At 43.7% G+C, this 20,823-nt stretch carries 14 protein-coding genes, 2 tRNA genes and 3 rRNA genes; 6 read left to right on the forward strand and 13 right to left on the reverse strand.

Annotation, left to right across the window (positions count from 1 at the left end):
- Nucleotides 1–369: 369 nt before the first annotated feature.
- Nucleotides 370–2,019, reverse strand: a complete 1,650-nt coding sequence (locus DXX92_RS12110) for an electron transfer flavoprotein-ubiquinone oxidoreductase (protein WP_116000673.1) — start codon at nt 2,017–2,019, stop codon at nt 370–372.
- A gap of 289 nt (nt 2,020–2,308) precedes the next feature.
- On the opposite strand from DXX92_RS12110, the gene DXX92_RS12115 reads away from it, so the two are divergent.
- The 4 genes from DXX92_RS12115 (at nt 2,309) to DXX92_RS12130 (ending at nt 5,580) form a co-directional block, all read left to right on the forward strand.
- On the forward strand, nt 2,309–3,061 hold the full coding sequence (locus DXX92_RS12115; RefSeq protein ID WP_116002413.1) for an electron transfer flavoprotein subunit beta/FixA family protein: 753 nt from the start codon (nt 2,309–2,311) through the stop codon (nt 3,059–3,061).
- Complete coding sequence (locus DXX92_RS12120; protein WP_116000674.1) at nt 3,058–3,981, forward strand: electron transfer flavoprotein subunit alpha/FixB family protein; 924 nt, start codon at nt 3,058–3,060, stop codon at nt 3,979–3,981. Before DXX92_RS12115 ends, DXX92_RS12120 begins: the two co-directional genes overlap by 4 nt.
- Nucleotides 3,982–4,138: 157 nt before the next feature.
- Nucleotides 4,139–4,468 (forward strand): stress response translation initiation inhibitor YciH, encoded by a 330-nt coding sequence (locus tag DXX92_RS12125; RefSeq protein WP_116000675.1) that lies wholly within the window; start codon nt 4,139–4,141, stop codon nt 4,466–4,468.
- A 314-nt stretch (nt 4,469–4,782) separates the two neighbouring features.
- Nucleotides 4,783–5,580, forward strand: coding sequence for a response regulator transcription factor (locus tag DXX92_RS12130; protein WP_116000676.1), 798 nt, complete (start codon nt 4,783–4,785; stop codon nt 5,578–5,580).
- A 66-nt stretch (nt 5,581–5,646) separates the two neighbouring features.
- Here DXX92_RS12130 and DXX92_RS12135 read toward each other — a convergent pair whose 3' ends face one another.
- On the reverse strand, nt 5,647–7,197 hold the full coding sequence (locus DXX92_RS12135) for a sigma 54-interacting transcriptional regulator (RefSeq protein ID WP_116000677.1): 1,551 nt from the start codon (nt 7,195–7,197) through the stop codon (nt 5,647–5,649).
- 278 nt (nt 7,198–7,475) lie between these two features.
- Between DXX92_RS12135 and megL the strand changes: the two genes are divergently transcribed.
- Nucleotides 7,476–8,681 (forward strand): methionine gamma-lyase, encoded by a 1,206-nt coding sequence (gene megL / locus DXX92_RS12140; protein ID WP_116000678.1) that lies wholly within the window; start codon nt 7,476–7,478, stop codon nt 8,679–8,681.
- Nucleotides 8,682–8,712: 31 nt separating this feature from the next.
- Here the strand turns inward: megL and DXX92_RS12145 are convergent, their stop codons facing one another.
- A complete protein-coding gene (locus DXX92_RS12145) occupies nt 8,713–9,153 on the reverse strand; it encodes an HIT domain-containing protein (protein WP_116000679.1) in 441 nt (146 codons plus the stop codon).
- A gap of 4 nt (nt 9,154–9,157) precedes the next feature.
- Complete coding sequence (ylqF, locus tag DXX92_RS12150; RefSeq protein ID WP_116000680.1) at nt 9,158–10,105, reverse strand: ribosome biogenesis GTPase YlqF; 948 nt, start codon at nt 10,103–10,105, stop codon at nt 9,158–9,160.
- Nucleotides 10,106–10,261: 156 nt separating this feature from the next.
- Between ylqF and DXX92_RS12155 the strand changes: the two genes are divergently transcribed.
- A complete protein-coding gene (locus DXX92_RS12155; protein WP_116000681.1) occupies nt 10,262–10,771 on the forward strand; it encodes an acyloxyacyl hydrolase in 510 nt (169 codons plus the stop codon).
- A gap of 343 nt (nt 10,772–11,114) precedes the next feature.
- Here the strand turns inward: DXX92_RS12155 and rrf are convergent.
- The 9 genes from rrf to DXX92_RS12200 form a co-directional block, all read right to left on the reverse strand.
- Nucleotides 11,115–11,229, reverse strand: a 5S ribosomal RNA gene (rrf, locus tag DXX92_RS12160).
- 182 nt (nt 11,230–11,411) lie between these two features.
- Nucleotides 11,412–14,288: ribosomal RNA gene (locus tag DXX92_RS12165) — 23S ribosomal RNA — on the reverse strand.
- A 388-nt stretch (nt 14,289–14,676) separates the two neighbouring features.
- Nucleotides 14,677–14,753, reverse strand: a tRNA-Ile gene (locus tag DXX92_RS12170).
- A gap of 128 nt (nt 14,754–14,881) precedes the next feature.
- Nucleotides 14,882–14,957: transfer RNA gene (locus tag DXX92_RS12175), tRNA-Ala, on the reverse strand.
- 92 nt (nt 14,958–15,049) lie between these two features.
- Nucleotides 15,050–16,592 (reverse strand): 16S ribosomal RNA (locus tag DXX92_RS12180).
- Together the 16S, 23S and 5S rRNA genes with 2 tRNA genes alongside form the textbook arrangement of a ribosomal RNA operon.
- A gap of 512 nt (nt 16,593–17,104) precedes the next feature.
- Nucleotides 17,105–17,656, reverse strand: a complete 552-nt coding sequence (gmhB, locus tag DXX92_RS12185; RefSeq protein ID WP_116000682.1) for a D-glycero-beta-D-manno-heptose 1,7-bisphosphate 7-phosphatase — start codon at nt 17,654–17,656, stop codon at nt 17,105–17,107.
- A 155-nt stretch (nt 17,657–17,811) separates the two neighbouring features.
- Nucleotides 17,812–18,573 (reverse strand): SDR family oxidoreductase, encoded by a 762-nt coding sequence (locus tag DXX92_RS12190; RefSeq protein ID WP_116000683.1) that lies wholly within the window; start codon nt 18,571–18,573, stop codon nt 17,812–17,814.
- Nucleotides 18,574–18,590: 17 nt separating this feature from the next.
- On the reverse strand, nt 18,591–19,505 hold the full coding sequence (gene mmsB, locus DXX92_RS12195) for a 3-hydroxyisobutyrate dehydrogenase (protein ID WP_116000684.1): 915 nt from the start codon (nt 19,503–19,505) through the stop codon (nt 18,591–18,593).
- 151 nt (nt 19,506–19,656) lie between these two features.
- Nucleotides 19,657–20,784 carry an enoyl-CoA hydratase/isomerase family protein gene (locus DXX92_RS12200; protein ID WP_116000685.1) on the reverse strand — a complete coding sequence of 376 codons (1,128 nt, stop codon included), beginning with the start codon at nt 20,782–20,784 and terminating at the stop codon, nt 19,657–19,659.
- Between the last annotated feature and the right edge of the window lie 39 nt (nt 20,785–20,823).

A 20,823-nucleotide genomic window follows, 5' to 3' on the forward strand; every position in this document is an offset into this window, starting at 1 on the left:
GAAATAAATGCTGTGTTCATTCACCTACCGCTTACCCCTACCCCTGGTGATAATCCGGATACACTAACTACTATTTAACTTACCCGAGCTTTTAGCCTTAATGGCTTGTGAATTCTAGACTGTTAGAAACTAAGATATCCGCTTGGATAAAGCATAAAATGTTCCCACTGCTTGATTTCACTATTTTTCATAGAGTTATTTCGCAAGCGCCTCGTTAAAACAGCCACAATTGTAAATATTTCTGACGTTGTATAGCGTCTACAAAGATGTACTCCACATTTCAATTGCCATAAAAAACCACTTCAATTGAAGTGGTTTTTTGTTAGAACAGTTTTCTTAGCGTAGTTTTGTCGGTAAACAGTCGCTACATTACATATTCGGATAATTTGGACCACCCGTGCCCTCTGGTGCTACCCAGGTAATATTCTGGCTTGGGTCTTTAATGTCACACGTCTTACAGTGAATACAGTTTTGTGCGTTAATCACAAATTGTTTGCCGTCTTCAGTTTCTTGTACTTCGTATACCCCAGCTGGACAGTAACGCTGTGCAGGCTCGGCATATTTTTCCATGTTTACTGTCATTGGGATGGTTGCATCAGTCAGTTTTAAGTGACACGGTTGCTCTTCTTCATGGTTAGTGTTCGATAAGAACACTGAAGATAAACGGTCGAAGCTTAACTTGCCATCTGGCTTAGCGTACTCGATAACCGGAGCTTCACTTGCCAATTTTAATTGTGCGTGATCAAGTGAATCATCACGGAAGTTAAACGGCAATTTACCGCCAAAGAAGTTTTGGTCGATGGTCGTGTAAGCACCGCCCCAGAATGTACCTAGTTTGTGCATTGAAGGTGTGAAGTTACGTGTGCTGTGCAACTCTTCGTATAACCAAGACGCTTTAAACTTCTCATCGTAAGTCGTTAGGTCTTTGCCGCCTTCATCGCCGCTCGCTAACGCTTCAACAATTGTTTCAGCGGCTAATAGGCCAGATTTCATCGCCGCGTGGTTACCTTTGATTTTTGCTGCATTCATGGTGCCAGCATCACAACCGACGATAATACCGCCAGGCATAGTTTGCTTTATCAAAGAGTTAAAACCACCTTTAGCAAGTGCACGAGCACCGTAAGAAACACGCTTACCGCCTTCTAAATACTGGCTAATTTTTGGATGATGCTTGTAACGTTGGAACTCTTCAAACGGGCTTAAATGCGGGTTTGAGTAGCTTAAGTCTACAATTAAGCCAACAAACACTTGGTTGTTTTCTGCGTGGTATAAGTAACCACCACCGCCTGTGTCATTGCTTAACGGCCAGCCAGCAGAGTGGACCACTAAGCCTTCTTGATGCTTCTCTGGGTCAATATCCCAGATTTCTTTAAAACCAATACCGTAGTGTTGTGGTGATTTACCATCGCTTAAATTGAATTTGTTAATTAGCTCTTTACCTAAGTGGCCACGACAACCTTCAGCGAATACAGTGTACTTAGCACGAAGCTCCATACCCGGCATAAATGAATCTTTTTCATTACCTTCGCGATCTAAGCCCATATCGCCAGTAATAATGCCTGCAACGCTGCCGTCTTCGTTATAAATAACTTCTTGCGCAGCAAAGCCGGGGAAAATTTCCACGCCCAGCTCTTCAGCTTGTTCAGCTAACCAACGACAAATATTACCCATACTGACAATGTAGTTACCTTCATTGTGCATAGTCTTTGGCGTCATAAAGCCCGGTAATTTGTGTGCGCTATTTTCACCATTGAAGTAATAAATATCATCACCCGTTACTGGCGTGTTTAACGGCGCACCTTTTTCTTTCCAATCAGGGAAAAGTTCAGTAAGCGAGCTTGGCTCAAATACCGCACCAGAGAGTATATGTGCACCGACTTCAGAGCCCTTCTCAACCACACATACCATTAACTCTTGTTCTTTTTCTTGAGCTTGCTGCATGATACGACAAGCTGTAGCTAGACCTGATGGACCGGCACCCACGATGACGACATCAAACTCCATCGATTCGCGTTCCATAATTCCCCCTTGAATGTTTTGTTCCGCGTCATTCAAACACTCGTTTGAATTTCAAACATGCGTTTGATAATATCAACCCATTATAGATATTTTGCCGACAAATACTATCCTGTAAGTAACAATTTACTGGTTAACCATTGATTTTACGCAATCGAGTCTAAAGATTAGATAATTGTGACATTGACGTAACCGTAAACTGAAAGTAGTCTGTCGAGCGTTTACTCAAATAATGATGTTAATACAAAGGTATTGGCATCTCTAACATGACAAGAAACAAACAGAGGCGATGATGAAAGTATTAGTACCCATCAAACGCGTAATTGACTATAACGTCAAAGTGCGTGTTAAACCTGACAATTCAGATGTTGACTTAGCTAACGTAAAAATGGCGGTTAACCCATTCTGTGAAATCGCAGTAGAAGAAGCTGTACGTTTAAAAGAAGCTGGTACAGCAACAGAAGTTGTTGTTGTGTCTATCGGCGACAAGAAGTGTGAAGAGCAAATTCGTACAGCGCTAGCGCTTGGTGCTGACCGCGCTATCCGCATTGAAACTGAAGAGTCTTTAGATTCAATCAACATCGCTAAATTGCTACAAAAAGTGGTTGAAGAAGAAGCGCCACAGCTAGTAATCCTTGGTAAGCAGTCAATTGACTCAGACAACAACCAGACTGGCCAAATGTTAGGTGCACTAACAGGTATGCCACAAGGTACATTCGCTTCTGAAGTTAAAGTTGAAGGCGACAAGGTTAACGTTACTCGCGAAGTTGACGGTGGTCTACAAACTGTAGCGCTTAACCTACCTGCAATTGTAACAACTGACCTTCGTTTGAACGAACCACGTTACGCAAAATTACCAGATATCATGAAAGCTAAGCGTAAGCCTTTAGATGTTAAAGCTGCTGCTGATTTTGGTATCGACTTAAGCCCACGTGCTAACGTAATCAAAGTAACACCACCTGCAGAGCGCAGCGCTGGTATTATGGTTGAGTCTGTTGACCAATTAATTGAGAAGTTAAAAACTGAAGCGAAGGTGATCTCATGATTTTAGTTTACGCAGAACACGACAACAGCAGCTTAAAAGCTGAAACGTTAAAAACGGTTGCGGCAGCTCAAAAAATTGGCGGCGACATTCACCTTTTAGTTGCAGGCCACAACTGCGGCGCAGTTGCTGAAGAAGCAGCAAAGGTAAGTGGCGTTGCAAAAGTATTAGTAGCTGATAACGCTGCTTACGCAAACCAACTTGCTGAGAACGTTTCGTTACTAGTTACTGAATTAGCAGCAGACTACGACGCAATCATCGCAACAGCACTTACTACGGGTAAGAACTTTATGCCACGCGTTGCAGCGTTATTAGACGTTGCTCAAATTTCTGACATCATTGGTGTTGAGAGTGCTGACACATTCGTTCGCCCAATCTACGCGGGTAACGCAATTGCAACTGTACAAAGCTTAGATGCTAAGAAAGTAATCACAGTTCGTGCAACTGCTTTCGACGCAGTAGCAACTGACGGTAGTGCACAAGTTGTAGCCCTAGGCCAAGCAACTGACGCTGGTATTTCTAGCCACGTTTCTGACGAACTAACGGAATCAGAGCGCCCTGACCTTGGTGCAGCACCAGTAGTTATCTCTGGTGGTCGTGGTATGCAAAATGGCGACAACTTCAAACTACTTGAAGGTATTGCTGACAAGCTTGGCGCAGCAATCGGTGCATCTCGTGCAGCGGTTGATGCTGGCTTCGTACCAAACGACATGCAAGTAGGTCAAACGGGTAAAATTGTTGCTCCTGACCTTTACATTGCTGTGGGTATTTCTGGTGCAATTCAACACTTAGCGGGTATGAAAGACTCGAAAGTGATTGTTGCGATTAACAAAGATCCAGAAGCACCGATCTTCCAAGTAGCTGACTACGGCCTAGAAGCTGACTTATTCGAAGCATTACCTGAATTAGAAGGTAAGCTATAAGTTACCGCTTAAAGCTTATATAGCTACAGCTAAGCTTTTCTAAAGTTTGGCGCAAATCAAAAAACCAGCGAGTTCGATTAGAATCGCTGGTTTTTTTTCGCCTGTTATTTGGATTGTGGTTATAATTGCCTAAATTTCATCAAGAGCAGTTACGCCTATGTCTTGGCAAGATCAATTATCTACCCTCGTTTACTCCACCGATAAAGGTCGCATTAAAGAAGAAACCGAAGAGACCGTTACCCCAAGTGATGGCTTTGCCAAAGTGCGCCGAGAAACAAAAGGCAGAAAAGGGAAAGGCGTTGTGGTGATCTCCGGTCTAGGCTTAGCAGCAAAGGAATTAAAGAACCTAGCCAGCAAGCTAAAAAAAAGCTGTGGCACAGGTGGTAGCGTCGTTGGTGAAACCATCGAAGTGCAAGGAGACAAGCGCGACGTGATCAAAACAGTGCTAGAAAAAGAAGGTTTTAAAGTTAAATTTATTGGCGGCTAACCTTTTTATTGCACAAAAGAAGCAATACCAAATTGAATAATTATTTGATCACTCAGCGTGAATTTAAAGGCTCATAAACAAGGCTTGGTGTGTAGAGAATGGTTACTCCCTTGTCAAACGCCATAACGCAGTATATGAGCCTTTAAAACTCGCCCTTGGGAATGCATAAGCAGCATGATAACGGCACAAAATTCACTGGATGTAGAACAACTATATCTTCATAAATTTTGTTTGTTCTAATACTGTTTATGTCATTCTGAGAGGCTAAATAATTAATCAAATTGGTATAGATATAAAAATAAGCGGAAGCAGTAATGGCAAATATTACCCCAAGCGAACTCTCTATTTTATTAATAGAGCCCTCGGATACTCAACGTAAAATTATTGTTGGCGAATTAGAAAAGGCTGGAATTACACAAATTACCACCGCGAACAATGTTGCCGAAAGTATTGCGATTGTCGATCGTCATCCCCCCGATTTAATCACCAGTGCGATGTATTTTGATGACGGCACTGCACTCGATGTGCTCAAACATATAAAAACCAGTCACAAGCACGCTGATATTGCCTTTATGTTGGTTTCCAGCGAATACAAAAAAGAAAGTTTGGAAGAGTTTAAACAATCAGGCGTTGTTGCCTTGTTGCCCAAGCCTTTTACGCCTGAACACTTAAGTGCTGCTATTAACACTACCATTGATTTGCTATCACCGGATGAAATGGAGTTAGACTACTTTGATGTTAACGACATTCGCGTATTACTGGTTGATGATAGTACCCTTGCCCGTAACCACATCCGACGAGTGCTTAATAACCTTGGTCTACAAAAAGTAACAGAAGCAGAAGACGGTAAACAAGCCATTGGCATCTTAGAAGACAATATGTTTGATATTGTGGTTACTGACTACAACATGCCAGAAGTTGACGGCAGAGAATTGACGAAATACATTCGTGAGCAAAGCCAACAATCACACCTTCCAGTGTTAATGGTAACCAGTGAAAGTAGCGAAACTCACTTAGCGAATATCGAGCAAGACGGTGTTAATGCACTGTGTGACAAGCCGTTTGAACCACAATTTGTTAAACAATTGCTGTTTCAATTGTTGCAGCAATAAGTTCATCTAAATTGACTGTCAGAGATTAATGAAAAACTCTGGCAGTTAACTTTTAATATTAAAAACCTAATCACTTGGGCATTTAATACCATATTGCCGCAACTTTATCGCAATTTTGTTATGGGAAACAGCTAGTCGTTGTGCAAGTTTACGTGTACTAGGAAAATGTGGGTAAAGTGCCTTCAACAAGTTACTTTCAAACCGAGATTGCGCCTCTTGCCAGTTGTCTACATTCAACCAGTCTGATGAATCACCCCGCATAACGTTTAATGAATCAACCGTAGGCTTGTCATCAAAGGTTGAAGTAAATTGATTCAGCACTTGCTTAATCATTGGCGCGGTTATTTGCTTACCACTATTTAATGCCGTTAGCCTAAACATCACATTTTGTAGCTGCCTAATATTTCCTGGCCAGTTGTAAGCATGCAAAACGCTAAGCGCATCTGGCAGCAATTCTGGTTTAGTTAATTTGGTTTGCTCGCAAGCTTGGCAAATAAAATGATCACACAGTTGTTTAATATCTTCGACTCTGGCCTTAAGCGGTGGGAGCACAAGATTTAACACGTTAAGCCGGTAATATAAATCTTGCCTAAAGTTGCCTTGGGCAATGAATTGTTCAAACGGTTGATGACTAGCAGAGATAATTCGCACATTCGCTTGTGTTTCCTTATCTCCACCCAATCTGCGAAAGCTATAATCTTGCAAAAACCGTAATAATTTTGCTTGCAGGTAAACTGACATTTCTGCAATTTCATCAAGAAATACCGTGCCGCCATTTGCTAACTCAAATAACCCTGGTTTACCTTTAGTACTTGCCCCTGTAAAAGCACCAGCAACATAGCCAAATAGCTCACTCTCAAGTAATTGTTCAGGTAGCGCCGCACAGTTAATCGCCAAGAATGGTTTATCTTTTCGATGACTTTGCAGGTGAATTGCACGAGCAACCAGCTCTTTACCTGTACCTGTTTCACCGTTTATCAATATCGGCAAATCTAGCCCCGCAAACTTGAAAAGCTGCTCTTTGACTTGAAGAATTGGTGGTGAATCACCAACGATATCTTCAACACCATTAAAGCTAATGGATTGTTGAAAATTGGATAATTGATTTGCAACTTTATCTAGCGATTTAAGCATAACAACAGCACCGCTAAAAACACCATCTATCCATAAGGGAGTGACTTCAGCTTGGAAAGTTTGTTCCTCAAAGCTAACATCACGGCTAAAGGCGGCCTTCTGCCTAAGTTCTGTAAGCGTAATCCCCAATACTTGCTCGCTTGAGCGCGACAAATAGATATGACGGTGATGATTACATGAGATGACTTGCCCCGCGGCATCAAGATCAAAGATAGGATCAGGAATCCGTTTAAGTAGTGCTTGCAAATGTTGCTGCTTTAGCTCGCTAGGCAGCAGGTCGAGCTGCTGGCAAAGACTGACACCATCTACCTTTGATATTGATTGCTGAATAGTTTCAAAATCTAAATCTCGGCTTTCAATATTCAGATAAATAACACCACTGGCGACTTCCATTGCCTTAATATTTAGGCCTAGATTAGCCAGTTCATTCAATATTTCCTGACTAATACCAAGTCGATCGGTTGAGTACACTTCAATTCGCATGTAATTTTTTTGATACGCGTCACCTTTTTATTACACAGAAGTATTGCTAACTATTGGTCAATTATCAACCAAGACATCAAGTAAACATTATGCCTAGCAATAAAAACTTACATTTCACGATGCTGATTGTTATTTTCTTATGTAATATTTTTATGACACGATTGAAGTCAGTAAGCGCTATCCCTTTGTTAAATATACTTTTATTTTTAGGCTCATAACTTGCTCTACCTTTGGAAACCTCAGAAAAATAACAACAATAAGTAGACTTGGAGTTAACCATGACATTAAGCAAGCATATTGCCACGCAAGCTATTCATGCTGGACGCATTAACGATGAGCAGTTTGGCTCACTAGCGACACCGCTTTATCAAACATCAACATTTGTATTCGATAATGCTATGCAAGGCGCTAATCGCTTTGCAGGTGAGGAAGCCGGCTTTATTTATACCCGTTTAGGTAATCCAACCACTCGTCAACTAGAAATGCGCGTTGCTGCAATGGAGGGAGTGGAAGACGCGGCTGCAACCGCTACAGGCATGGGGGCTGTATCTGGCGCCTTGTTAGCTAATTTGTCTGCTGGTGACCATTTAATTGCCTCTAAAGCCGTTTATGGCTGCTCATACGCGTTAATGGCTCATCAGTTAACTAAATGGGGAATTGAGGTCACATTTGTTGATATGACAAACATCGACGATATAGAAGCGTCAATTCAACCCAACACCAAGGTGATTTTCTTAGAATCGCCCATCAACCCCAATTTAGTGGTACTTGATATTGAATCAATTGGAAAGCTAGCCAAAAAACATCAGCTTATTTCTATTATCGACAACACATTCTTAACCCCAATCTTGCAACAACCCGCTCAATTTGGCTTCGATCTTATTGTTCATAGCGCGACTAAATACCTAAATGGTCACGGTGATGTTGTCGCTGGTATCATTTGCGGCTCAGCTGATATGATCAGCCATATCAAGCTGAGCGTGTTAAAAGATATCGGAGCAACGATTAGCCCACACGATGCATGGCTGATACTCAGAGGGTTAAAGACTTTACCTATTCGTGTAGAGCAGCACTGTAAAAGCGCCCAAATAGTCGCTGAATTTCTAGCCCAACACCCTATGGTAGACAAAGTTCACTACCCGGGTCTAAAAGAACACCAAGGATATAAATTTATAGGTAAGCAAATGAAAGCTGCTGGCGGTGTTATCGCCTTTGAGATTAAAGGGGATATTGCAGAAGGAGCGGCTTTAATTAACCGCATGAAGCTTTTTTCAATAGCGGTAAGCTTAGGAGATGCAGAATCGCTAATTCAGCACCCCGCGTCAATGACGCACTCTCCTTACTCACAAGAAGAACGACTAGATGCTGGGATCAGCGACACGCTAATACGTATTTCAGTCGGCCTAGAGTATGTTGAAGATCTAATTGCTGACCTAAAACAATCGCTTGATCAGGTCAGCAATAACGAACGGCGAGTCGCCTAACCCTTAAAAAGCAGCTCAAAAAACTAGTATTTTAATTGTTGGCTAGTACTGCCTCTATACTCGGCAGTACTTTAGCTTTCAGTTGTTCAATTTCTATTTCAGTGTATGGTCTCATAGGCAATTCCCCCCAAATCGGCTTGGGCCAAGCAGGGTCATTTACAAAGCGTACAATGTGATGCATATGTAATTGCGGACAAACATTACCAAGGGCTGCAACATTTATTTTGTCTCCCTGAAAAAGCTCCATTAATATTTCGCTTAACATACTGGATTCATTCAGTAGTTGTTGCTGTTGCTCCCAGTCTAACTGATAAATGTCTTTAATATTCTCAACCCTAGGAACCAATACAAACCAAGGATATTGTGAATCATTCATCAAAAGTAATTTACTCAGTGGTAAGTCAATTAATTCAATACCGTCGCGCACCAATAACTCATGAAGTTGGAATTCATTTAATTGAACATCTGTCATGTGTTTATCTCTTTTTCTTTTTCGGTTTATTTTTACGGCCACGACCGCGAGCTTCTTTGCGAGCTTCACGTTCAGCTATTTTCTTTTCTTCTAACTCATTAAAGTGGATGATTTCTTTTTCCACTATCTCAGGTGTTTCAAAAGTAAGTTCGCCCAGTGTTTTATCACGGATTTCATTCACCAAGATAGCAGAGGCCTTATGGAAGTCGACATAACCACCGCTTTTCACACAGCCACGATTACGTCCAATTTCCTCAATCAGTTCAACTTCCGTAAGTGGTAATTCATCAAGCTTGTAACGCTCTTTTAATCGCTCAGGATAAGTTTCCAATAAATATTCAGCGGCAAAACAAGCGATTTCTTCATGATCAAAAGCTGTATCTTTGACTGCACTGGTTACTGCTAAACGATAACCACTATTTTCATTTACTATCTTGGGCCATAGCATGCCAGGCGTGTCATAAAGATATAAGCCATCTTCTAGTCGAATACGTTGCTGACCTTTGGTTACCGCAGGTTCGTTACCCACTTTCGCCTTTGCTTTACCCACTAGCGTATTGAGTAATGTCGATTTACCAACATTGGGTATGCCCATGATCACAGCATTAATTTGTTTGCCTGTCTCATCTTTATGCGGCACTAGCTTTCTGATCAACTGAGGAATTTGTTTTGCAATTGACGGAGACTCAGTGGTTAACGCAATAGCCTTCACATTTTGCTGGGCGTCTAAGTAGTCCAACCATACTTTAGTCATTACTGGATCAGCTAAATCAGACTTATTGAGAATTTTGATCAATGGTTTATCACCGCGAATTTCAGTGATCATCGGATTTTCGCTGCTAAACGGCAAGCGAGCATCACATACTTCAATTACAACATCAATTGTCGGTAGGATTTCTTTGATCTCTTTTTGGGCCTTGTGCATATGACCCGGGAACCAGTTTATTGCCATTCTTAAAGGGGAGTTAAACGAAAATACATAAATAGATTTTATCACCCAACAAGTTAAAAATCTTAACTAAAATAGCGTTAAATCTCACCTGACAAGTTCGCTAGCAAGTTAATTTTATTCTAAGGTTTAAGCAAGCCGTCTTATTATGTTTGTTCAATGAAATTATTATTATTGTTGGTAGTGTTAATTGCACAAAGCACAGTAAGCGCTCATAGCCTTTACTATGCAATTGGAGAGTCGACAGCTAAAGACAGATCTGACACCCAAAAGCTTGGTCTTATATTCAAGCCTCCCACAAATATAGGGTTACTAGAACGAAACAACCTCTATCTTACACTTGATGTTTCAGCCGCATCTTGGCAAAACTTGTATGGCCCTGACTTAAAAGCAGGTGCAATTATTCCAATGTTCAATTACCCACTCAGACAGCAAGACCAATGGTGGTTTATAAAATTTGGGATCGGTGCAGCTTACGTAGATCAAACGCGCTGGGGAAACAGAAGACTAGGCAGTAATTGGATGTTTGAAGATAAATTCGAAGTTGGAATTAGAGCAAATCCTAATCATCAAATAGCTTTATCTTTCTCACACTACTCCAACGCTAATACCAATAAGTATAACGACGGGCTGAACATTATCTCTCTGCTTTATCAATACAACTGGTAACAGCGGTACCAAATGCCGAATAGATTAGAAAATTTAATTCAGCCACACTCTGACTAAGTTATTTAATCAGTTAAGCATATAGCGAATGAAACGGTGCAGCGCATCACCTTCTTTTAGTACAGCGATTATCTGAGTTTCTGTAAAACGTGATTTTTACATAATTGTCTCCTGCTTAAAGCGTTGCAATAAACTCTAATTATGCCTGTATCAGTTTAGGGGAGTGGACAATATGTTTAGGTAGTGCTCAAAGGTTAACTTCACTGAGCGATGCTGCAGTAAAATTTTTAAAGGCTATAGGTGCAAAAAACCCGTAGCGTTAGCTACGGGCTTTTCTTAATTAAGTGCCTAGCGATGACCTACTCTCACATGGGACCTCCCACACTACCATCGGCGCAGTTGCATTTCACTTCTGAGTTCGGCATGGGGTCAGGTGGTTCTACAACGCTATTGTCGCTAGGCGAAACTGTTATTTACTCGCTACTGAGCAAGTAAATCAATTCGGAAAACGTTTTATATATCGCTTTAATTCAAGTTGTACTCATGTACGTGATGTGACGTGCATGGATGCACTAATGTCGATGAGATTCATGGATGAATGTTGTTCATCGACTCATGTCAGTCAAAACCATTTGGGTGTTGTATGGTTAAGCCTCACGGGCAATTAGTATCAGTTAGCTCAAGGCCTCGCAACCCTTACACACCTGACCTATCAACGTCGTAGTCTCCAACGACCCTTCAGGGGACTTAAAGTCCCAGTGAGAACTCATCTCAAAGCCTGCTTCCCGCTTAGATGCTTTCAGCGGTTATCAGTTCCGAACGTAGCTACCCGGCAATGCTTCTGGCGAAACAACCGGAACACCAGAGGTTCGTCCACTCCGGTCCTCTCGTACTAGGAGCAGCCCTCTTCAATTCTCAAACGCCCACGGCAGATAGGGACCGAACTGTCTCACGACGTTCTAAACCCAGCTCGCGTACCACTTTAAATGGCGAACAGCCATACCCTTGGGACCGACTTCAGCCCCAGGATGTGATGAGCCGACATCGAGGTGCCAAACACCGCCGTCGATATGAACTCTTGGGCGGTATCAGCCTGTTATCCCCGGAGTACCTTTTATCCGTTGAGCGATGGCCCTTCCATACAGAACCACCGGATCACTATGACCTGCTTTCGCACCTGCTCGACGTGTCTGTCTCGCAGTTAAGCTGGCTTATGCCATTGCACTAACCGTACGATGTCCGACCGTACTTAGCCAACCTTCGTGCTCCTCCGTTACGCTTTGGGAGGAGACCGCCCCAGTCAAACTACCCACCAGACAGTGTCCCCAACCGAGATAATCGGCCTAGGTTAGAACATCACGCATACAAGGGTGGTATTTCAAGGTTGGCTCCACTCACACTGGCGTGCAAGTTTCAAAGCCTCCCACCTATCCTACACATGTAGGAGCAATGTTCACTGTCAAGCTATAGTAAAGGTTCACGGGGTCTTTCCGTCTAGCCGCGGGTATACGGCATCTTAACCGCAATTTCAATTTCACTGAGTCTCGGGTGGAGACAGTGTGGCCATGATTACGCCATTCGTGCAGGTCGGAACTTACCCGACAAGGAATTTCGCTACCTTAGGACCGTTATAGTTACGGCCGCCGTTTACCGGGGCTTCGATCATGAGCTTCGCAGAGCTAACCCAATCAATTAACCTTCCGGCACCGGGCAGGCGTCACACCGTATACGTCATCTTTCGATTTTGCACAGTGCTGTGTTTTTAATAAACAGTTCCAGCCACCTGGTTACTTCGACCGACCTCAGCTTAGGGAGCAAGTCCCATCACCAGAGCCGGCGTACCTTCTCCCGAAGTTACGGTACTATTTTGCCTAGTTCCTTCACCCGAGTTCTCTCAAGCGCCTTAGTATTCTCTACCTAACCACCTGTGTCGGTTTGGGGTACGGTTCCTTTATATCTATGCTTAGAAGCTTTTCCTGGAAGCAGGGCATCAACAACTTCAACTCCGTAGAGTCTCGTCTCGTATCTCAGCCTTAAGAACCCGGATTTGCCTAAGTTCTCAGCCTACATACTTTCACATGGACAACCAACGCCATGCTTGCTTAGCCTTCTCCGTCCCTCCATCGCAATATAAAGAAGTACAGAAATATTAATCTGTTTCCCATCGACTACACCTCTCGGTCTCGCCTTAGGGGCCGACTTACCCTGCCCTGATTAACATGGGACAGGAAACCTTGGTCTTTCGGCGAGGGGGTTTTTCACCCCCTTTATCGTTACTCATGTCAGCATTCGCACTTCTGATACCTCCAGCATGCTTCTCAACACACCTTCAACGGCTTACAGAACGCTCCCCTACCACTCAAAATAAATTTTGAATCCGCAGCTTCGGTGCATAGTTTAGCCCCGTTACATCTTCCGCGCAGACCGACTCGACTAGTGAGCTATTACGCTTTCTTTAAAGGATGGCTGCTTCTAAGCCAACCTCCTAGCTGTCTATGCCTTTCCACATCGTTTCCCACTTAACTATGACTTTGGGACCTTAGCTGGCGGTCTGGGTTGTTTCCCTCTTCACTACGGACGTTAGCACCCATAGTGTGTCTCCCGGATAGTACTCATTGGTATTCGGAGTTTGCAAAGGGTTGGTAAGTCGGGATGACCCCCTAGCCTTAACAGTGCTCTACCCCCAATGGTATTCGTCCGAGGCTCTACCTAAATAGATTTCGGGGAGAACCAGCTATCTCCCGGCTTGATTAGCCTTTCACTCCGACCCACAGGTCATCACCGCATTTTTCAACATACGTGTGTTCGGTCCTCCAGTTGGTGTTACCCAACCTTCAACCTGCCCATGGGTAGATCGCCGGGTTTCGGGTCTATACCCTGCAACTAAACGCGCAGTTAACACTCGCTTTCGCTACGGCTCCCCTAATCGGTTAACCTTGCTACAGAATATAAGTCGCTGACCCATTATACAAAAGGTACGCAGTCACCCGAAGGCTTCCACTGCTTGTACGTATACGGTTTCAGGTTCTATTTCACTCCCCTCACAGGGGTTCTTTTCGCCTTTCCCTCACGGTACTGGTTCACTATCGGTCAGTTAGGAGTATTTAGCCTTGGAGGATGGTCCCCCCATGTTCAGTCAACATTTCACGTGTGCCGACCTACTCGATTTCACTTATGTTTGTCTTCGTGTACGGGGCTATCACCCTGTATCGCCAAGCTTTCCAGCTTGTTCCACTAACGCCCATAAGCTTAAGGGCTAATTCCCGTTCGCTCGCCGCTACTAAGGAAATCTCGGTTGATTTCTTTTCCTCGGGGTACTTAGATGTTTCAGTTCTCCCGGTTCGCCTCATTAAGCTATGTATTCACTTAATGATACTTGCTTATGCAAGTGGGTTTCCCCATTCAGAAATCCTAGGTTATAACGGTTTTTATCACCTTACCTAGGCTTATCGCAGATTAACACGTCTTTCATCGCCTCTAACTGCCAAGGCATCCACCATATACGCTTAGTCACTTAACCATACAACCCCAAATAGTTTTCGTATTTAAGTCATCAAGAGACAAATCTTGATGCTAATGTATGACTGACATTTTCACGTACTCATTATCCATTCTTAAAAAGAACAGTAATGGAGTATGCTTGAATTAGATTGATAAATGATAAGGAAAAATCATTTATCAGGTTTGATGTTTACAGCGCGACACTGTAATCATCATTCGAATATTTTTCTTATGTAAAACAAGAAATATATTCGGGATATATATCAGCTTTCCAAATTGTTAAAGAACTCAATTTAAGGCACATTCGCTTAAATCGTGGTTTAAAAAACCAAACGTAAATTGTTCGCTTCTCTTACGAAACATATGAACACCTTAAGTTTGGTTTCTCATTCTTTGTTAAGAAGTAGTGGTAGGTCTGGGCAGACTTGAACTGCCGACCTCACCCTTATCAGGGGTGCGCTCTAACCAGCTGAGCTACAGACCTTTAATTGTTTCAAGAGTTCACCTTCACCTATGACTAGGTCTGGGCAGACTTGAAAAAAACAGGCCGACCTCACCGCTTTCAATACGTGGCGGGGTGCGCTCTTTGTTCGAGCCAGTACTGATGATAAGTGGTGGAGCTAAGCAGGATCGAACTGCTGACCTCCTGCGTGCAAGGCAGGCGCTCTCCCAGCTGAGCTATAGCCCCTCATCTACTGCATCAGTAAAGGGTTACTTCTTATACGTTCGTTATCAATGCAATGTGTGTGAACACTCAACATGGTGCGTTTTACTTCAAGATAAGGAGGTGATCCAACCCCAGGTTCCCCTAGGGTTACCTTGTTACGACTTCACCCCAGTCATGAATCACAAAGTGGTGACCGTCCTCCCGAAGGTTAAACTAGCCACTTCTTTTGCAACCCACTCCCATGGTGTGACGGGCGGTGTGTACAAGGCCCGGGAACGTATTCACCGCGACATTCTGATTCGCGATTACTAGCGATTCCGACTTCATGGAGTCGAGTTGCAGACTCCAATCCGGACTACGACGTACTTTCTGGGATTCGCTCCACCTCGCGGTCTTGCTGCCCTCTGTATACGCCATTGTAGCACGTGTGTAGCCCATCCCGTAAGGGCCATGATGACTTGACGTCGTCCCCACCTTCCTCCGGTTTATCACCGGCAGTCTCCTTAGAGTTCCCGACATTACTCGCTGGCAAATAAGGATAGGGGTTGCGCTCGTTGCGGGACTTAACCCAACATTTCACAACACGAGCTGACGACAGCCATGCAGCACCTGTCTCAGAGTTCCCGAAGGCACTAATCTATCTCTAGAAAATTCTCTGGATGTCAAGGGATGGTAAGGTTCTTCGCGTTGCATCGAATTAAACCACATGCTCCACCGCTTGTGCGGGCCCCCGTCAATTCATTTGAGTTTTAACCTTGCGGCCGTACTCCCCAGGCGGTCAACTTAGCGCGTTAGCTACGCTACTCACGTTTCAAGAACACAAACAGCTAGTTGACATCGTTTACGGCGTGGACTACCAGGGTATCTAATCCTGTTCGCTCCCCACGCTTTCGTGCCTCAGCGTCAGTATCTGTCCAGGTGGCCGCCTTCGCCACTGATGTTCCTTCCAATCTCTACGCATTTCACCGCTACACTGGAAATTCCACCACCCTCTACAGTACTCTAGTCAAACAGTTCCAAATGCAGTTCCGAGGTTAAGCCCCGGGATTTCACATCTGGCTTATCAAACCGCCTACGCACGCTTTACGCCCAGTAATTCCGATTAACGCTCGCACCCTCCGTATTACCGCGGCTGCTGGCACGGAGTTAGCCGGTGCTTCTTCTGTCGCTAACGTCACAGCTAGCAGATATTACCTACTAACCTTTCCTCACGACTGAAAGTGCTTTACAACCCGAAGGCCTTCTTCACACACGCGGCATGGCTGCATCAGGGTTTCCCCCATTGTGCAATATTCCCCACTGCTGCCTCCCGTAGGAGTCTGGGCCGTGTCTCAGTCCCAGTGTGGCTGATCATCCTCTCAAACCAGCTAGAGATCGTCGCCTTGGTAGGCCTTTACCCCACCAACTAGCTAATCTCACTTGGGCTAATCTTTTGGCACGAGGCCCGAAGGTCCCCCGCTTTGGTCCGTAAACATTATGCGGTATTAGCAGTCGTTTCCAACTGTTGTCCCCCACCAAAAGGCATATTCCCAAGCATTACTCACCCGTCCGCCGCTCGACGCCAAAGGAGCAAGCTCCTCTTCGTTTCCGCTCGACTTGCATGTGTTAAGCCTGCCGCCAGCGTTCAATCTGAGCCATGATCAAACTCTTCAATTAAAATCGTTTGTGAGACATCAGTCTCGGCTCAATGAATTCTGTACAAATAAAACTTATATAAAAGTAGTTTTTGCATGAGTTCACTGAGTTAATTTTTGCTAAGACAAGCTTAGCTATATTTGTAAAATCAACATCATGTGAATGCTCACACAAATTGCATGATAACTAATTGTTAAAGAACTGAACCTTGCGATTCAAACAAAACATCGCACTCGTGTTTTGTGGTTGCTCTCTCGTTGAGAGCGGATGCGCATTTTACGCTTCCTAGTTTTGATGTCAACAACTTTTTGAAAAACTTTTCTTAAAAAATAAGTAAAACATTTTTCTAAGTTATCTGACCCGTTTACTCAGCAAACTTGCTAACTAAACTTATCAAAACACTTCGTTGGGCTGCCCCGTGGAAGTGGATGCGCATTTTAGAGATTTTTAGCTGGGCGTCAACACCTTTTTGAAATTAATTTAAAATTATAGTTCAAGTGCTTACATTTTGCGCAAACGTGATAATTTGGGGCTTAACAAAGGAAGGCTGCCGCTTCTCTAATACAGGTGATTCGGTGTGCGTGCGTATTTCCATCATCCTGATATTGGCTCGATACCAGTATCTTATTGTGAATACCTGCAGCTTCTGCTGCTTGCATATCTGAAACCTTGTCGCCAATAAAAGCACTATGTGCGATATTGATATTATGATCTTTTGCCGCTTGCAGAATCATTCCCGGCGCAGGCTTACGACAATCACAAGTTTTAACAAATTCATTGTGACTCTGCCCTTGGTTTTTGGGATCAGGATGATGTGGACAAAAATAGACATCAGAAATTGGAATATCGCGTTTAGCAAACTCAACTTTCATCCAATTGGTTAACACGTCAAAGTCACCCACAGTGTAATAACCGCGCGCAATGCCCGCTTGATTGGTAATGACAATAATTTCAAAGCCCATATCCAGCGCATAACGGCATACGTCAAAAATACCATCGACAAATTCGAACTCTTCTATTTTGTGCACATAGCCGTGGTCAATATTGATAATGCCGTCACGATCTAAAAATAGTGCTTTTTTCATGGTCTACTCTAGTTGTTCTATTTACTACGTACTTATATCGCTAGTGTTAAATCTAGATAAAGAAAAAGACGAGTATCAAACTCGCCTTTTTACCTAATTATGTATTAATTATAAGCTAACTAACCTTTACTCACCTAAGCACAGCATAACATAAGCTACATAGCTAAGCCGCCATCGATTTCGACGACACGTCCGGAAAAGAATTCATTTTCAAAAATGTATTTTACCGTATGAGCAATTTCATCAGCTTCGCCCAGGCGACCAACAGGTTTCATTTTCTCTAAACGTTCACGCATTTCCGGTTTCATGGCATCCGTCATTGCGGTGCGGATAACCCCCGGCGCGATTGCACCTACTCGGATACCATAACGCCCTAGCTCACGTGCCCAAGTAACCGTCATGGCCACAACGCCAGCTTTTGATGCAGCGTAGTTGGTTTGACCCATATTACCGTTGCGGGCAATTGAAGACATATTAACAATAACGCCTTTGCGTTTGTTTTTAACCATATGAGCAGCAGCTTCTCTACCACATAAGAACACGCCAGTCAGGTTGACATCAATAACTGACTGAAATTGTGCTAACGACATTTTCTTAACAATTTCACCGTCTTTTTCTTTGAGCAGCATACCGTCGCGCAATATACCAGCATTGTTAACGAGCCCATCAAAGCCTTCAAAGTCTTGGTTGATTTGTTCAAATACGGCTTCCACATCAGACTCAATGGTGACATTGGCAATATAGAACTTGGCTGAAGAACCCGCTTTTTCAACCAAGGCCACTGTCTCTTGCAGCAGCTCTGCATCAAGGTCAATGAGTGCTAACTTTGCCCCTTGCGCAGCTAAATTTACTGCAATAGCACGCCCGAGCCCTTGACCACCACCGGTGACGACAATTGTTTTATTCTCTACATTCATAGTTAATCGTTTCTATTTTAATTGTTCTGGTTTTGCTCAAAAATCTTAAAGATACTGGAAAAGTCGATACCGCCATTACCAGCTTGTGCATGCATTGCATATAAACTTCTGGCAAGTGCACCCATCGGCGTTGATGACTTGCTAGCTAGCGCAGTTTCCATTGCTAACCCTAAATCTTTCGCCATCAAATCGACCATAAAGCCGCCTTGATAATCATTAGACGAAGGCACATTGTCCATGACGTCAGGACAAGGGTTATAGACATCAAGTGTCCAGTTACTGCCTGATGATTTACTCATAATGTTGGAAAGCACCTTCGGGTCTAAACCATTAGCGATACCAAGTTGCAGTGCTTCGGACGTGCCCACCATCAATACCGACAACAACATGTTATTGCACACCTTGGCAACTTGCCCTGCGCCATGTTCGCCAGCGTGGAAGATGTTTTTGCCCATTTGCGAAAGAATAGGCTCGGCTCGGGTAAAACTATCAACAGTCCCACCGACCATAAAACTTAAGGTACCCGCTTTAGCGCCGCCAACACCGCCAGAGACTGGTGCATCGATAAAATCAATGCCCTGCTCAACAAGAACACCCGCTACTTTCTTCGCCGTGGTTGCATCTATGGTTGACGAATCAATTACCAAAGCACCTGACTTGATATGGTGGATAAGTCCTTCACCCTCGCTTAGGTATAGTTGTTCAACATGTTTGCCCGCAGGCAACATGGAAATAATCACGTCAGCATCGTCAACGGCTTTGCTGGCAGAGACTGCTGTGGCTGCACCATGCTCTACCACATCAACCACAGCTTGTGCGGATAAGTCGTAAACGCACACCTTGTTACCATTTGCGCGCCCCGCTTTAACCAAATTAATGGCCATAGGGCCACCCATGTTACCTAAGCCAATAAAGGCGATTTTTATTGCCATTATGAACCTCCTTGCACTTTGTTGTACCTTGCTGTGTCGCCATTTGCCTTAAGTGCATTAGGCCGCATCAGCTTTTGTTGTAATAATGTTGCTGGCTTTATTTTTTTGTTGTTCTTGTTAGGTTTTTAATAACCCTGCACTATAAACTTTGTTATGTAGTACCTAAATCAAGCAGTGGATGTTCTGACGCTGACCAAGGTGGCTTAAAAAACCAATCGATAACGTCATTATCGACGGACTCAATTGACTCAAACCGCCAGTTTGGTCGATTGTCTTTATCAACGAGCAAGGCGCGAACTCCCTCTTGGAACTCACCATATTTGCCGCCCTTAACGGTCAGCCCCAGCTCAAATCGATAACAATCTGCAAGTGACAACTCTTTGCCCTCACGTAACTGGCGATAAACTAGGTGTGCGCTAATCGCGCTGCCGTGTTTAAGGGCAGCTTGTGCTCTGTTAAACCACTTGTCTTCAATTGGATAACTAACAATATCGTTAACAATTTCGGTTAAGGTACTTGCTGAGGTGAGTTGGTTAATAAGCGATTTGTGTTCTTGAACTGGAGATGCTGGCATTGAAGGCTTTGCAGAGTGCTCAAATTCACTTATCAGTGAACTTAGCAATTTGTGGTTATCTGCAGCCGTATCGCTCCACTGTATAGTCACTAACTTATCTAAAAGCGCACTTTTTTGCGTTGCTAGCATAAAAAAGTCAGCTAAATGTGTGTATTTAGCATCCGCGGCATTAATTGATGCGCCGGTCAGTCCTAAAAACAGTCCGCAGTTATCAGGCATTTCGTTTAAGAATTTTGTTCCGCCGACATCGGGTAATAAACCAATACTGATTTCCGGCATGGCAATTCGACTGGTTTCAGTGACAATACGATGACTACCGCCGACCATCATTCCTAGACCACCTCCCATAACAATACCATTGCCCCACACCATAAAAGGTTTGCCAAAGTTGTGAATAAGGTGGTCAAGCCGGTATTCGTTGGCAAAATACGCTTCAACTTCTGGCGCATACGCATCTGGGTGGTTACACATTTCACGATACAGTTTGACGATATCACCGCCCGCACAAAACGCTTTTTCACCTTTTCCCTGCAATAAAACAGCCGCAATAGTGTCGTCTTGCTGCCAAGCAAGCAGCTGCGGATACAAAGCCGCGATCATTTCACCGCTTAAGGCATTAAGCGACTTTTCTGCATTGAGGGTCGCAAGGCCTATCGCTTTACCGTTTACACAATTGAGTGTTTCAAATAGCACTACATCTGACATACAAGCTTCCTAAAAAGGGGGGATTTAAGTATTTATAAT

The organism is Thalassotalea euphylliae (genome assembly GCF_003390395.1).
In the GTDB taxonomy this organism is placed as follows: Bacteria; Pseudomonadota; Gammaproteobacteria; order Enterobacterales; family Alteromonadaceae; genus Thalassotalea_F; species Thalassotalea_F euphylliae_C.

Bases quoted from the DNA above. Each gene is read 5' to 3' on its own strand.
- DXX92_RS12110 (WP_116000673.1), bottom strand. From the start codon at position 2,019: ATGGAACGCGAATCGATGGAGTTTGATGTCGTCATCGTGGGTGCCGGT.
- DXX92_RS12115 (WP_116002413.1), top strand. From the start codon at position 2,309: ATGAAAGTATTAGTACCCATCAAACGCGTAATTGACTATAACGTCAAA.
- DXX92_RS12120 (WP_116000674.1), top strand. From the start codon at position 3,058: ATGATTTTAGTTTACGCAGAACACGACAACAGCAGCTTAAAAGCTGAA.
- DXX92_RS12125 (WP_116000675.1), top strand. From the start codon at position 4,139: ATGTCTTGGCAAGATCAATTATCTACCCTCGTTTACTCCACCGATAAA.
- DXX92_RS12130 (WP_116000676.1), top strand. From the start codon at position 4,783: ATGGCAAATATTACCCCAAGCGAACTCTCTATTTTATTAATAGAGCCC.
- DXX92_RS12135 (WP_116000677.1), bottom strand. From the start codon at position 7,197: ATGCGAATTGAAGTGTACTCAACCGATCGACTTGGTATTAGTCAGGAA.
- megL (WP_116000678.1), top strand. From the start codon at position 7,476: ATGACATTAAGCAAGCATATTGCCACGCAAGCTATTCATGCTGGACGC.
- DXX92_RS12145 (WP_116000679.1), bottom strand. From the start codon at position 9,153: ATGACAGATGTTCAATTAAATGAATTCCAACTTCATGAGTTATTGGTG.
- ylqF (WP_116000680.1), bottom strand. From the start codon at position 10,105: ATGGCAATAAACTGGTTCCCGGGTCATATGCACAAGGCCCAAAAAGAG.
- DXX92_RS12155 (WP_116000681.1), top strand. From the start codon at position 10,262: ATGAAATTATTATTATTGTTGGTAGTGTTAATTGCACAAAGCACAGTA.
- gmhB (WP_116000682.1), bottom strand. From the start codon at position 17,656: ATGAAAAAAGCACTATTTTTAGATCGTGACGGCATTATCAATATTGAC.
- DXX92_RS12190 (WP_116000683.1), bottom strand. From the start codon at position 18,573: ATGAATGTAGAGAATAAAACAATTGTCGTCACCGGTGGTGGTCAAGGG.
- mmsB (WP_116000684.1), bottom strand. From the start codon at position 19,505: ATGGCAATAAAAATCGCCTTTATTGGCTTAGGTAACATGGGTGGCCCT.
- DXX92_RS12200 (WP_116000685.1), bottom strand. From the start codon at position 20,784: ATGTCAGATGTAGTGCTATTTGAAACACTCAATTGTGTAAACGGTAAA.